Annotated in this window: 9 protein-coding genes and 1 riboswitch; all 9 genes read right to left on the reverse strand. The window is 35.6% G+C overall.

All coding sequences use genetic code 11. The features are described from left to right. Positions 1–258 precede the first annotated feature (258 nt). On the reverse strand, positions 259–600 hold the full coding sequence (locus HP569_RS12395; RefSeq protein WP_182201495.1) for a hypothetical protein: 342 nt from the start codon (positions 598–600) through the stop codon (positions 259–261). A 161-nt stretch (positions 601–761) separates the two neighbouring features. Continuing rightward, entirely contained in the window at positions 762–2282 is a 1521-nt protein-coding gene (guaA, locus tag HP569_RS12400) for a glutamine-hydrolyzing GMP synthase (RefSeq protein ID WP_182201541.1), read from the reverse strand. 101 nt (positions 2283–2383) lie between these two features. Beyond that, a riboswitch (purine riboswitch) is annotated at positions 2384–2485 on the reverse strand. A gap of 505 nt (positions 2486–2990) precedes the next feature. Next, complete coding sequence (locus tag HP569_RS12405) at positions 2991–4430, reverse strand: glycoside hydrolase family 1 protein (protein ID WP_182201496.1); 1440 nt, start codon at positions 4428–4430, stop codon at positions 2991–2993. Positions 4431–4632: 202 nt separating this feature from the next. Further along, positions 4633–6492 (reverse strand): beta-glucoside-specific PTS transporter subunit IIABC, encoded by a 1860-nt coding sequence (locus HP569_RS12410; protein WP_182201497.1) that lies wholly within the window; start codon positions 6490–6492, stop codon positions 4633–4635. A gap of 185 nt (positions 6493–6677) precedes the next feature. Next, the gene (gene licT / locus HP569_RS12415; protein ID WP_182201498.1) at positions 6678–7520 is read right to left on the reverse strand and encodes a BglG family transcription antiterminator LicT; all 843 of its coding nucleotides are present in this window, start codon (positions 7518–7520) and stop codon (positions 6678–6680) included. Positions 7521–8023: 503 nt separating this feature from the next. Continuing rightward, positions 8024–10225: a transglutaminase domain-containing protein gene (locus HP569_RS12420; RefSeq protein ID WP_182201499.1), complete on the reverse strand. Its 2202-nt coding sequence runs from the start codon at positions 10223–10225 to the stop codon at positions 8024–8026. Beyond that, complete coding sequence (locus HP569_RS12425; protein WP_182201500.1) at positions 10222–11484, reverse strand: DUF58 domain-containing protein; 1263 nt, start codon at positions 11482–11484, stop codon at positions 10222–10224. The genes HP569_RS12420 and HP569_RS12425 overlap by 4 nt, the downstream gene beginning before the upstream one ends. Then, on the reverse strand, positions 11481–12443 hold the full coding sequence (locus HP569_RS12430) for an AAA family ATPase (protein WP_182201501.1): 963 nt from the start codon (positions 12441–12443) through the stop codon (positions 11481–11483). The genes HP569_RS12425 and HP569_RS12430 overlap by 4 nt, the downstream gene beginning before the upstream one ends. 566 nt (positions 12444–13009) lie before the next feature. Continuing rightward, on the reverse strand, positions 13010–14377 hold the full coding sequence (locus HP569_RS12435; protein WP_182201502.1) for a TrkH family potassium uptake protein: 1368 nt from the start codon (positions 14375–14377) through the stop codon (positions 13010–13012). Between the last annotated feature and the right edge of the window lie 260 nt (positions 14378–14637).

A 14637-nucleotide genomic window follows, 5' to 3' on the forward strand; every position in this document is an offset into this window, starting at 1 on the left:
CCAATATTGGAATTGTGCTTTGGGAATAGCCATTTGTTTTGCATATTCACTTTGAGACATTACTTTTGGGGAATAGCCTTGAATAACATTTAATTTGATATCACTTGTATATTTGCTCATATAAAAACTGCACCTCCAATTGTTAGGTAGTGTCTAACAATTGGGGTGCAGTTCAAACATGCCCGCTATCAAAACCCCTCTACTAGTACATTGATTCACCATATGTTTACGCAGTTTGTGGTTTTATATCGAAAATTTTTAAAAATAATTTACTCGTTGTGCTACCATTTCTACTTCATGTAATAGAGCATGACCGTATTTGTCGTCCTTACTCGGTTGAAAGTCAACTAATACTTCATGAACGTTTCTAGTGTACTCCTTTAGCGTGATGTTCTTTTCCCGTTCTAAACTTTGCCTGTAACGAATAAATAACTTTATGTGCCTTGGTTTTATTTGCGTTACATCATCAATAAACAGTTCATCAATCGTATAAGTTTTCCATCCTTTCAAACGGTGCTGACATAAAGCAATATAGTTCTTGGATAATCCCATTACGCTCTGCTCAAACTCAAATTCCTTTAATGCTTTAACTATTTTCAACGCAAAAAACGCCTCCCTTACTTGTTTAAAGTAAAAGAGGCGCAACATTGTTTTAACGTTATATAGTTGCACGTTTATTATTAAATTAGATGCGTCATGTATTCTGAAAAGGCATAGCGTCAATATCTACGCCTATTTACCCGCACATAGAATTAACCGGTCTATTCCCACTCAATCGTAGCAGGTGGCTTACTCGTCACGTCATACACAATACGGTTAACATGATCGACTTCATTTACAATACGTGTAGAAATTTTTTCTAATACATCCCACGGAATTCTTGCCCAGTCTGATGTCATTCCATCGATCGATGTTACTGCACGAATACCGATTGTGTGATCATATGTTCTTGCATCACCCATAACACCAACGCTTCGGATGTCAGGTAATACAGTGAAATACTGCCAGATATCACGATCTAATCCAGCTAGTTTGATTTCTTCACGTAAAATCGCATCTGACTCACGTACAATTTCAACCTTCTCAGGAGTAACTTCTCCCAAGACACGAATACCTAGTCCTGGACCTGGGAATGGTTGTCTCCAAACAATTGCTTCTGGTAAACCTAATTCCAATCCAAGCGCACGTACTTCATCTTTAAATAATGTATCTAATGGCTCTAGCAATTCAAACTGCATGTCCTCTGGCAAGCCACCAACATTATGGTGTGACTTGATGGTTTCTGCTGTTTCGGTTCCACTTTCTACAATATCCGTATAAAGTGTTCCTTGTGCTAGGAAGTCCATATCTTTTAATTTTTCCGCTTCATCATCAAATACGTAAATAAACTCATTTCCGATGATTTTACGTTTTTGTTCTGGATCTGTTACACCTTTTAGTTTACTTAAGAAACGATCTTGAGCATCAACCTTAATGATGTTCATATGGAAGCCGTCACGGAAGGTTTCCATAACCATCTCGCCTTCATTTTTTCGAAGTAAACCGTGATCTACAAAGATACATGTTAATTGGTCACCAATTGCCTTATGAATTAGTGCTGCTACTACAGATGAATCTACACCACCGCTTAGCGCACATAATACTTTGCGATCGCCAACTTTTTCTTGAATTTTCTCTATTTCTTGTTCAACAAAGTTTGCCATTGTCCAATCGCCTTGACAACCACTTACGCCGAACACAAATTGTTTTAATAGGTCATTTCCATAAATCGTATTACGAACTTCTGGGTGGAATTGCACACCATACAATTTCTTATCATCATTACTCATTGCCGCAACTGGAGTAGATGTGCTTGTTGCTTCTACAACAAAATCTGCTGGTGCTTCCATAATCTTATCGCTGTGACTCATCCAAACCGTTTGTGTGTTTGGAGTTCCAGTAAAGAGTCTTGCTTTATCTGTGACATGAATATCTGCTTTTCCATATTCACGTTCATTTGCTCGTTCTACTTTTCCACCAAAGTGATGTGTCATTAATTGCATACCATAACAAATGCCCAACACAGGAATGCCTAAATCAAATATTCCTTCGTCGCAGCGGAAACTATTTTCCCCGTATACACTATGCGGACCACCAGATAAGATAATTCCCTTTGGATTCATCGCTTTTACTTCTTCTACTGTTAGACGGTGAGAGTGAAGCTCACTATAGACACCGAATTCCCTTATTCTTCTCGTAATTAATTGGTTATATTGGCTACCAAAGTCTAATACAAGAATCATTTCATTGTTTACCTGCAAAGCTTGTCAGCTCCTTCATCTAGAATAAACTCCCCTTCGTATAACGAAAAAATCCGTCTCCCTAAAAACAGAAGACAGATTTAAAAAGATAAATCTGCCTCCATAGTCGAGAAATTCACGGTATCTCGTTAGAAACTCTCGAACCATATTATCGAGATTATATCGAGGTAGTTTTTTATATAATTATCCCACATTATCTAGTAATCATACGTCATGTAAGACTTGTACACATCTACTAATATAAGGATAGAATTAACTTACCATCCATACTTCTCATGAAAAAAATATAGATGATCCTAATTATACTTCACTTATTCTATCAACGCTACCTGCATCGGTCAAGAAAATATCTGTGTTAAATTAAACAATTACTATTGAGAACTTTTTAAATACCTCGATTTATATAGTTTTTACTTTTTTAATAATGTTTAATTTTAAAAATCAATACAAAGAGTTTTCATTCCTTCAAGTTGGAAACAGATTACGCATACGCTTAATGTTCTTTTCTCACAAAATGAAAATATCAACTAGCATTATGCTAATTGATATTTTTGAAGTCAAAGATTTAACCCATTCTACGCTGTTCTGTCTCATTTAAGCTGTTATTTTTATAGGGCGCTTTTCTAACAAGTTATTGTTACTCATTAGAAATTTGTGCTCCTCTGATGGAAAGCGTAGTTTAAAGGCATTTCACAATGATTCACCATTTGATTTAACTACCTGTTTGTACCAATAATAACTTTTCTTTTTTATTCTTCGTAGATCTTTTTTGCTCTCCTCATTACGATTGACATAAACGAAACCGTATCGCTTCTGATAACCATTTAACCAGCTTAGTAAATCAGTGAACGACCACGCGCAGTAGCCCAAAACTTCTACTCCATCTGCCGTCGCGTCTTGAATTGCTTCTAAATGGGATTTTATATAATTAATGCGGTAATCATCATTAACGATCTCGTTTTCTTCGAGCTCGTCAAATTCTCCCAAACCATTTTCCGTAATAAGAAGGGGTAGTCCAAAACGAGTTGCCATTCTTCGAAGGCCGACTCGCAAGCCTTGTGGATCGATATCCCAATCCCAGTTAGTCGATTCTACATGTGGATTTTCTGTTGTTTTAAACATTCCTGGTACACCAGAATCTTTCGTAGATCCTTTTTTACCAGTCGTGTTTTTCAAACCAACACCAACACCACCTTCAATGGGATTGTATTCTACCGTTTGTGTTCTATAATAGTTTACCCCCATAAAATCCGGCTTTGCGGAAGCTAATAATTCAAAATCGCCGTCCTCAATCGTTGGCGCTATACCATTTTCCTCAAGGTGTTTCCATGCTGTGACTGGATACTTACCCCATGCGTAAATATCCATCCAAAAATAATTTTGTAGATCCTCCGCATTTTCAAAAGCAAGAATATTATCCGGATGAGAGTTGAGTGGATAGTATGGCTTATAAGCAAAGCTCGGTCCAATTTTTCCGTTTGGTACATATTTCCTAAACGATTTAATTACTTTTGCATTCGCAAGATTTGCAATATGATTTACTTCATAAAATCGCTTTCGATCTTTAACACCTGGCGGATGAAGTGCGGTTTCATAACCGTAACTCACAAAATAGTTTTGCTCATTGAGCGAAATCCAATATTTCACTCGATCCCCGTATCGTTTATAAAGAGTAATTGCATAGTCATTAAAATCTTCAATAATTTGTCTCGATTCCCAACCACCATATTGATCCATGAGTGCTTGTGGAATATCCCAGTGATAAAGAGTGATCATCGGTTCAATATTATTCGCAAGTAATTCATCAATTAAACGATCATAAAACACTAGTCCTTTTTCATTCAGCTTTCCGTTTCCACTTGGATAAATACGACTCCACGCAATAGAGAATCGATAAGTTTTTAAGCCTTGTTCTGCCATTAACTGAACGTCTTCTTTATATCGGTGATAGTGATCCACTGCCACATCACCGTTTGTTCCTTTATAAGTAGTTCCTTCTTTACGCACAAAGATATCCCATACAGACGGACCTTTGCCATCCTCGTTCCATGCACCTTCTACTTGATATGCAGCTGAAGCAGCTCCCCACAAAAAATCTTTTTTAAATGGCACTCTCTGTTTATGTTCCACTATGTTATCTCCTCCTCTTATACGTAAATTGATTTACCATTAGACTTAATAACTCGCTTATCCAATAAAAACTTTTCTTTTTCATTCTATGAGACATTCCTTTACCACAATTGTCCTTTTAGAACAAAATAGGTACTCCCTTGAAGAAATAAATTTCAAGGGAGGCCATTTACTTTTTAAATCACTGTAAAATCACTTGTATTTATAAGGAAACAGTTGTTAACAACACATCTTCTTTGGTTACAAATCTTTTATCTGTTTCAATCACATCGGTGTAATCACTAGAATTTGTTATAATAATTGGTGTAGTTACTTCATAACCCTCTGTTTCAATCGCTTTTATATCAAACTCCAATAACAACTGTCCTTGTTCCACATAATCATCTTGTTTTACATGTGTGGTAAAATGTTTGCCGTCTAATTTGACTGTATTTAAACCAATATGGATAAGTACCTCCACTTGTTCGTTAGAAGTTAAACCGATAGCATGCTTCGTATGGAATAGTGTCGTTACCTTTCCAGACACCGGAGAGTATACTTTTCCTTCAGTTGGAGTGATAGCTATACCTTTACCCATTGCTCCTGTAGAAAATGCTGAATCATTAACCTTATTCAATGGAACTACCTCGCCAATAATTGGTGAAACAACAGTCGATCTTCCACCTTCTAGATTAGAAAAAGACTTTGCTTTTTCTTCACTTTTTTCAGGCAATCCTTCATCAAAACCAAGCACATATGTTAAAATAGTTGTTAATACGAAGGCAATTGTGATACTGATTATATAGTAAGCAAATGTGTCTGTCATAAAGGCAGGTAGAGTAGTTAATGCTGGAAATACATAAGCCATAACAGTTGTATTCATTGCCCCTGCAAATCCACCGCCAACAGTACCACCTATAACTGCTGCAATCATTGGTCGTTTATATCTAACTGATAGCCCATAAACAATTGGTTCTGTAATACCCGCTAAAATAGCTGGCATCATTGAAGAAATAGCTAATGACTTTAAATTCTTATCCTTTGCTTTCAAAAAAACACCAAATGCTACTCCTGCTTGTGCAAACGTTGCATTAGCAACCGGAGGACGTATCGTATCATAACCAGTAGTACTTAAGTTTTGTAACATGGCCGGAACAACTCCCCAATGGACACCAAACATAACAAGGAATGTCCAGCCTGCACCGATTACTGCACCAGTCAACATACCGCTTGTGTTACTCATGAATTCAATACCAAAAGCAATTCCGTTACCAGCATAAACGCCAAATGGACCAATTAAGCCAGCTGTTAATGGTACCATAATTAATAAAGCAAGCATGGGTACAGCAAACATTTGAATTACTTGTGGAATTAATTTGTTCAATATTCTTTCCAAATATGAATATAACCAAATTGCTAAGATTGCAGGAATAATTTGCCCACTATATCCCATCAATACAATTGGAAGTCCAGCAAAATCAACAATATCCCCAACTTCAGTCATTAATCCTGTAAATTTCGGCTCCATTAATGCTCCCATAATCGCTATCGAAACAAACGTATTTACACCATAAACTTTCGCTGCAGATACTGCTAATGCAAGTGGAAAGAAATAAAATACAGCATTTGCTGCAGCACTTAAAATCAAGTACGTACTACCCTCTTCTGACATCCCAAAGTATGTTGTTAAAATAACTAGTAGTGCTTTCAACATACCCGATCCAGCTAATGTCGGTACAATCGGTGTGATGATACCAGACATAATATTAAAAAGTTTAGCAACTGGATTTTTCGTTTTATCGTCATTAACTTCATTGGATGAAGATGCACTTTGTATATCATATAAGTCTATTATTGCATCATGAACTGATTTCACATTATTTCCAATGACTATTTGGTATTGCCCATTACTTTCTAACGCCGAAATAACCCCTCCCAATTGTTCAATTTTATTTTTATCAAATTTGCTTCCATTCTTTAGTTTAAAACGAAGACGTGTCATACAGTGATAAAGGCTACTTACATTTCCTTTGCCTCCAACACCATCAATTATTTGCTTAGCTAATTGCTTTTGATCTGCCATCTTGTTTTACCTCCTAATTTTATTTTTTCAGAAAACTAAGCAGTCTACTGTTATCTTAGCTGTGCTTGTTTTCTTATATATAAAAAAGCATAACCTGAATGAAATATTCGCATCGCTAATTATTCATTAGCGATCACATCATTTCAGGTTATGCCTTTTTAAGTAACACCCTGTTAATTATTAAATTAGTATTTATTACGATTCGTCATACGCGATATGTGCAGCACCAGATAAACCATCTCAGCATGTGTAATTTTCGTCCCATAACCATTTAGAACATATCTCTCAATTTTCTTTACACATTCAAACGCTTCTGGATATTTATAGTTTACCTGGTTAAATAAATCATCTTCTTCATCATAAATACGATCTTTTACTAAAATACGTTGAGCAAAAAACTTTAAATGCGTCACAAGACGTCCATAATTTAAAGAATCCTCATCAAATTCTATTTTAAAATGATATTTGATTATACCTAAAATATCTTGAACAATGTTTGTAATATTAATTGCCTTATCATTTTCATTACCTTCAACTAGTGTATTTACTAAATGCAAAGCAATAAAGCCAGCCTCATCTTCATCAAATTTCATCCCTGTTTTTTCTTCAACGATTTCTAACGCTTTTAAGCCTATTTCAAATTCTGTTTTATAAAACCGTTTCACTTCCCATAACAATACATTACGTATTTGTTCTTTGTTTTTATAGCGTTTAACAGCAAAGTAGATATGGTCGGTTAGCGTTAAAATCATATAATCACTGATCGAGACATTAAGTTTTTTACTTGCATAGATAATTATCTCCTGTGCGATTTCAACATATTCGATAGGAACTTCTTTTAATAAGTTTGCAAGCTTAATTGAGATATCTCTAGTTTTCAATATGAATATTTTATTAATTTTTGTCTCATCAATCAGATTCCCTGGTTTTAGGTTGAATGCAATTCCATTACCAAAAACAACTACTTCTTGATGATCATCTGTTTTCGCTAATATGACGTTATTATTTAATACTTTCTTTAATTTCACAGTTCCTCCCCCTCTCTGTTAAATACCTATACATGCCAGACACTTTTATCAATCTATATGACACATATGATGAATTCATACATGATGGTGGAATCGCACAAAACAAGCGAATCTAAGCAAAGAAAATAGGACCAGTCTTCTTATTTTATCAATGAAGTTCTCAAGCATTAATGCGTATTCATTTTTAATCATTCCTAAGTACGTTATAAATACAAAAAACCTGGATGAACACAAGTATATCTTCAACTTGTATCCCATCCAGGTTATGCCCTTTGCAGTAACACCCTGTTAATCATTAATTTGTATGCGTTTTCTTTTGGTATGTATATTTACCATATAGCAACGTTGAGAATAAGTCAATGAATTTTCAAAATGTTTTTGCATTTTTTTAAAAAATTATGATCAAATGTTGACCTTACTGCCTTTACTTCTATAAATTAATTCTGTTGTTTTTTTAAACAGCAAAAGCTTGCTAATACAATTTAAACAAAAACCACCACTCATCAGAGCAATAGTGTTAACATATCTTTCCACAGTTGATGAGCATATTTGTCTTGATCAAGTGACAGTTCATTACGATATAAAATCTTTTCATACATCGCTGTTAACTCGCTCATTTTGTTTAAATTAAATTGTTGATCGACTCTAACAGCATATTCTCTCAATGTTTCACCCGAATGTTGCTTGATTCCTTGATGATGTAGTACACGCAATAAATAATGATACGCACGCTCAAACGCTTGGACATTATCAAATGTTGGATAACGATATAGCATCAAACGATTTAACCAGCGATAGCGATACACATACAACATCACACCAAGTACAACTATAATGCTGACGATGATCAGCCATACATACCACGGAACGTTGAAATTCGAATTATTATTTGCACCTACATCTGCGTTCGTATCTTCTTGCTCTTCTTCTTGTTGCTGTTGATTTTCTTGCTGCTGTTCTTCTTCATCCACTTCTTCATCTGTTTCCGTCTCTGATGCTTCACCTTCATTTTCTTGATACACATCTGCACCGCCAGTAAAGCCTATCGTTGGCTCGAACGGAACCCATCCTACCGTTGGAAAATAAACTTCAACCCATGAATGTGCGTTTCCATTTGTTATTTCATAGGTGTTTTTTTCTTTTTCAAACGCTTGGGATTGATCAGTTAATTGACCTCCTGTAAAACCTTTTGCCCAACGTGCCGGAATATCTAACGCTCGTAGCATGACAACCATAGAAGTTGAAAAATTATCACAGTACCCTACCTGTGTATCAAATAAAAATTGATCCACATAATCTTCGTCACCCTCAGGTATCGCAACATCTGTTGTTTGATACGTATAATTCCCATTATCAAAATAATCCTCGATTGCTTTTGATCGATCATAACGATTGGTAGCATCTTTTGTTATTTCTTCGGCTAATGCAACAACTCTATCTGGTAGATTAGCAGGAAGTTGTAAATACTGTGCTTTTATATCCATTGGATCGATAAAGTTATCCTGGCTTAATTGTTCCAGTGAAAAAGACGGATAGCGATATGCAACTTGGTACTCTCCTAATAGCGATGCAGTTTGCTTACCTTCTATTTCTATCGTTCCCGTCTCTTTCTCTAATAAAAGCTCTAATTGCTCTTGTCCAGTAATGGCGTCCAATCCATATGGATAGACGAGTTTGTTAAAGTTTGCTTGTTCGGTAAATGTAATCGATGCTTCTAACCTTTCTGTCTTCACTTCTGATGAAAATAGGTCAAGATCAATGGAACCATTGGATTGCTCTTCAAATTCGAGATTCGTTGAACGTTCCCATCCTTTTCCTGTATATTGATTTTTGGATTCAATTCGATAATAATGCCTGCGTTCAGATTCTGCCATAAATACAGGTGTGTCATCTTGAATAAAAGATCCCCCAAGCTTAGAATCATCTATCCCGTAGCCGACTTTTTGAACTGTTTTATCGCTTCCTTCAATCATTCCAGCATTCTCGGCTGTGCTTGTAAGATAAGGTACTGGATCCGGCCAAATCGGATTAAACTTTGGTGCAGTAAAACCAACCGCAATGAAGATAGATGATAAAATGACGATGGGAATCAAACTAGAGGCAAACCATTTACCGAATGCTGGACGCAGCCGCTCTCGATCCATTTGGTTTAAAAAACTAGCTATCGCAAATACAAAGAGAGAAATGATAACGGTTCGAATGATCGCTGAATCTGCCTGATAAGTAGTAAATGTATCTAATACTGTAATATATATAAAAGTAAATAAAACGAATAGAAATACACGTCTTGCAACAACAAACCAATAATGAAGTAGAAAACTCATTAACCAAAGAATTATCAAAAACAACAGCGTTCTAAAAAATGGTGTGAAGTCTGTCCAAACTTGGTTCTGAATTAATCCCAGATTGTAATCTAACTGTGTCGAAAAACTGTGAAGCCATCCTTGAGAACCTATTCTTCCTTGTAAGAACAAGCCATCCAATATAATCAAAACGGCAGCGAATTTTAATGGAATGGCAATCCATCTCGTTAATCTTATTAATGATAATAAAAAACAAAAACCTGCAAATAAAATAAATATTTCTACATTTCCAGTATCCGAAATAATGGCTAACGGACGCAGCCATTCCATAAACAAAAGAAAGCCACCTAGATAAAGTAAAGCATGAAAAACTTTTGTATCTTTTTGATGAAGACTGGTCATGAAACACCCACCTCTATAGACGATTGCATCCATTGCTGCTCTGTTATTACATGGATTGTCACTCCTAAATATTTGCATTGCTCGATATATGTTCGATCTTCCTCTGTCAATAACGCGGAGCCTTTTGTTAAATAAACAATAGCATGATTCATTTTTTTAGCTAACTGTCCGATGGTCTCCATCCGTTCTTCTGTCAACGTCGAAACGAAGACATGCACATTGAAGTATGCAGGAAGGGTGTTTAGATTTTTTCTTAATTGTTCCGAAAAAATCGATCCTTCTTCTGGTTGAACTGTAGCAAGGTGCTGTGAAATTGCTTGCTTATTACTCGATTCAATAAAAGAGAAGTAATTCGTTTGTTTTCCAATGCTTAATAAACTAAGGTTCGTATTTTTGCCATGATACCATTCCAAAAATGATGAAACTAATTCCACATTCGCTTCAAATGCAATTGGATTGATACCTTGATAAGAGGTAGCGTCCAATATCAAAAGCTGCTCTACATTTTTTTCTTGTTCAAATTCTCTTGTAATCATTTCTTGTTTTCGTGCAGTCGTCTTCCAATCAATCCAAGAAAATTTATCTCCCGGCATATATTCTCGCACCCCATTTACAGCATAGGAAAGAGGCGTATGTGCTTTAACCGTAGAAGTAGCTCCTTCTTCTAGCTTATTCCTCGATTGTTTCATCACTAGCTTACGTGTTTGCGGATAGACAATGAACGAGCTTTTCACAGGAAACAGGTGTTGTTTATGAACTAGTCCAAAAAAATCGCTTGTTTTTATTCTAGTTGTTTGTAATTGATGAAACCCCCGTGGTAATTCTTCTAATACATAGGTGTAAGAAATTTTTCGTTTAAATAAAGGGAAATGAATCTTCTTTTTCACCCTAGTACATTGAATCTCATTTGGTTGATTTAGAAATTGATAGATTTCCTTGGAATAGTAGTCGTGTTTCAGTGACGGTTCAAAGCAATCTTCTATAATAATAAACGGCAACGGAAACCCTATTCTACGTGATATTTCAATTGTAACTTCTATCTTTCCCCCAGCATGTTGTACAGTATGTGATAGCGTTCGAGTGATGTTCCATTTGGAAATAGGATAAAGCATAAAGAGAATAAAATATAAAAATAACGGGATAAAGGCATACAGAAGAAACCAACTAACAAATCCACCTTGAAACATGGCGTAAGAAAAAAGGATGCCAAATAAAACAACTAATTGCAGTAGTCTACTTATTAAATGGAACGAATTCATTGATATTGCGCCTTCCTTATTGGCACATCTACTTGTTCTAGTATTTCTTGAATCACTCGATTTGATCCTACTCCCTCAAACTTCGCCCCTTGTGAGAGAAGCATACGATGTCCCAATACATAAGACGCAAGGTATTTCACATCATCTGGTAGAACATAGTCACGATTATGGATGAATGCATAGGCTTTAGCAGCTTTCATTAACGCAATCGAACCACGTGGACTAACCCCTAAATCAATCAATGGGTGGCTACGCGTTGCAGTTATTAGATTAATAATATATTTTTGAACCATTTCATCAATAAATACATCAGAAACTTCTATTTGTAGCGATAACAATTCTTTTTTATCCATTACCGCTTCAATCGTTTCAATCGGATGCTTCTGCGATACAGACTGAAGCATTTGTAATTCTTCCTCTTCTGTTGGATAGCCCATGTTTAATTTGAGTAGAAAGCGATCTAATTGCGCTTCAGGCAAAGGATAGGTTCCCTCATATTCAATTGGATTTTGTGTAGCCATTACAAAGAACGGTTTTTTCAAATCAATCGTTTGTCCATCTACCGTGACGTTGCCCTCTTCCATTGCTTCTAATAGAGCGGACTGTGTTTTAGGTGATGTTCGATTAATTTCATCAGCTAGGATAATATCGCCCATAATCGGACCATTTCTAAATTCGAAGTTCATTTCTTTTGGGTTATAAATAGAGACACCGGTAACATCGGAAGGCAGTAAATCTGGGGTGAATTGAATTCGGTTAAAATCACAGTCCAGTGATTTAGATAGGGCTCTTACTAGCATTGTTTTCCCAACGCCAGGCACATCTTCTAACAGTACATGTCCTTCAGATAGTAATGCCACTAAACTTAGTACACTGACTTCCTCTTTTCCAATAATGACACGTTTTATATTGTTCAATACAGTTTCTATTGTTGGATGATAGTTCGATAGTTTCGACACGGATTCTTGTTCCCCTTCCAATTTAGAATAATATAGTCAAAATTTTGATGTTGTTTCATTATGTTAACTATACTACATGACCATATGGATAACGCAAGCGAATACAAGCAAAACAGTTGAGATTTTATTATAATGCTTTAATGCTGTTGAGATACGATGTAATGCTACTCATATATCGTGCACTTATTGTTCGGGAGGGGAAGTTTTGATCTATAAAGCGTATAACTTACGGACTTTTGACTTCTTCTCATATGATTCAGAGATTGTCGCGTCAAATTAACGCCTCTTTTGCCCACTTTTCAGATGATTTAGCGTTTTTTTGGTCGAATCACCCACTCTTTTAACCACTTTTCTCTAAACTCAATAGAATTTTGGTCAATTCAAAGATTTTTTTACTACATTTCATTTAAAATTGTACTTTTGTGGTCATCACAAAGGGTAAACAATCACATTTTATTCAGAAGCAGCTCGATTGTAGTCATTTTTACTATTTAAATAAAAAACATCGATAGACAAAACGCTATTTTCAAGCGCTATATCTGCCGATGCTCTATGGTTAACATTCATTATCCGATAATAATTTTTTCCGTTGGATAGCGATAAATATCTTTCTTCTCTTTTCCTCTTATAATAAATAAGAATGAGAATATACCAATACGTCCAACGAACATTAAGAACATAATAATTAGTTTTCCGATCGTACTTAATTCCGGTGTGATCCCCATTGACAGACCGGTTGTTCCAAATGCAGACGTAACCTCAAACAGAAGTGCTAATGGTGAAAAATCTTCTGTAACAGTTAACAAGATTGTTGCCGTAATACAAAGCATAGAAGCTGTTGTAATAACAATAAAAGATCGCATAACATCTTCTTGGGAAAGCTGTCTGCTAAAGACCTTAATGCTTGTATTTCCTTTTGCATAATTCAAAATAGCTAACAACATAATGGCAAATGTTGTTGTTCGGATCCCACCTCCAACACTACTAGGCGAAGCCCCGATAAACATGAGCCCACTCATTAACAAGAGGGTTGGATCCGAGAACTCATTCATATCCATTGTCGCGAGCCCCCCATTTCGTGTAGTAACCGATTGGAATAAGCTATAGAACAATGATTCATGCCACGTTTTATCAGCGAAAAATAAGTTTTGTTCAAATAAAAAGATAAATACAGCACCAATCACAATTAACGAAAAGAATGTGATCGTTGTTAATTTAGTAAATAATGAGAATGCGTGCTTTTCATGGATGCCTTGGTGCTTGCCACTTAACAGCTCTTGAACTTCAATTAATACTGGAAAACCAATTGCACCAAGAATGAGCAACACCATATTAATAAACTGCACAAAATAATCATCAGCAAACGGGATTAAAGAATTTCCTGTAATATCAAATCCAGCATTTGTTGTGGCACTAACCGCGGCAAAGAAACCTTGCTCTAATGCGACCTGCCAACTGGCATAATACCCAAGAAAGTATGTAGATAAGATAATTGTTCCGAAAAGCTCTATAATCAAAACGATTTGCAAGATTTTTAACATCAGTTTTACTAATCCTGATAGCGTTGTCCTATTTTGATCAATACGAATTAGTTGTCTTCCTCGCAAACCAATTTTCTTACCAAATAAAATATATAAAAATGTGCCTAGCGTCATGATTCCAATTCCACCAAATTGTAAGATGAATGCTAAAGCAATATGCCCTCCTGTGTTAAAGGCATCAGCAGTAGAAACAACAGTTAGCCCTGTCACACTAATTGCACTAATTGCGGTAAACATCGTATCAATGAAGGAAATAGATGCACCTTCTGCTCTGAAAAATGGCATACTTAAAATGAGCGTTGATACTATCACGGCTGTCACATAAAATAATACAATCATTTGTACAGTTGAAATCTGTTTTGACAGTCTAAACTGTTTAGAGAATAATCGCATACAAAAGCTCCTTAAGCCAGTAATAACAAAACTAATAGTTAGTGTACCATAATAATATAACCTACGAACCCTTTTTTCAAAAAAAGCCCTATAAACAACGAAAGTTAAATAAAATAACTTACACGTTTTAGTTGAACGATCGTGTAACTTGAGCTCATTTGCTGATGATATCACACCATTACTTTTTTACATAACAAGTGTTTGATTTTATATGTTGGAGATGAGATAATTTACCTAGAAAAATATTAGCCCATTTTTAT

Source organism: Paraliobacillus salinarum, assembly GCF_014083865.1.
Lineage (GTDB): Bacteria > Bacillota > Bacilli > Bacillales > Amphibacillaceae > Paraliobacillus > Paraliobacillus salinarum.

Coding starts and splice junctions, on each gene's coding strand:
- HP569_RS12435 (WP_182201502.1), bottom strand. CDS start 14,377: ATGCGATTATTCTCTAAACAGTTTAGACTGTCAAAACAGATTTCAACT.
- HP569_RS12420 (WP_182201499.1), bottom strand. CDS start 10,225: ATGACCAGTCTTCATCAAAAAGATACAAAAGTTTTTCATGCTTTACTT.
- HP569_RS12410 (WP_182201497.1), bottom strand. CDS start 6,492: ATGGCAGATCAAAAGCAATTAGCTAAGCAAATAATTGATGGTGTTGGA.
- HP569_RS12425 (WP_182201500.1), bottom strand. CDS start 11,484: ATGAATTCGTTCCATTTAATAAGTAGACTACTGCAATTAGTTGTTTTA.
- guaA (WP_182201541.1), bottom strand. CDS start 2,282: ATGATTCTTGTATTAGACTTTGGTAGCCAATATAACCAATTAATTACG.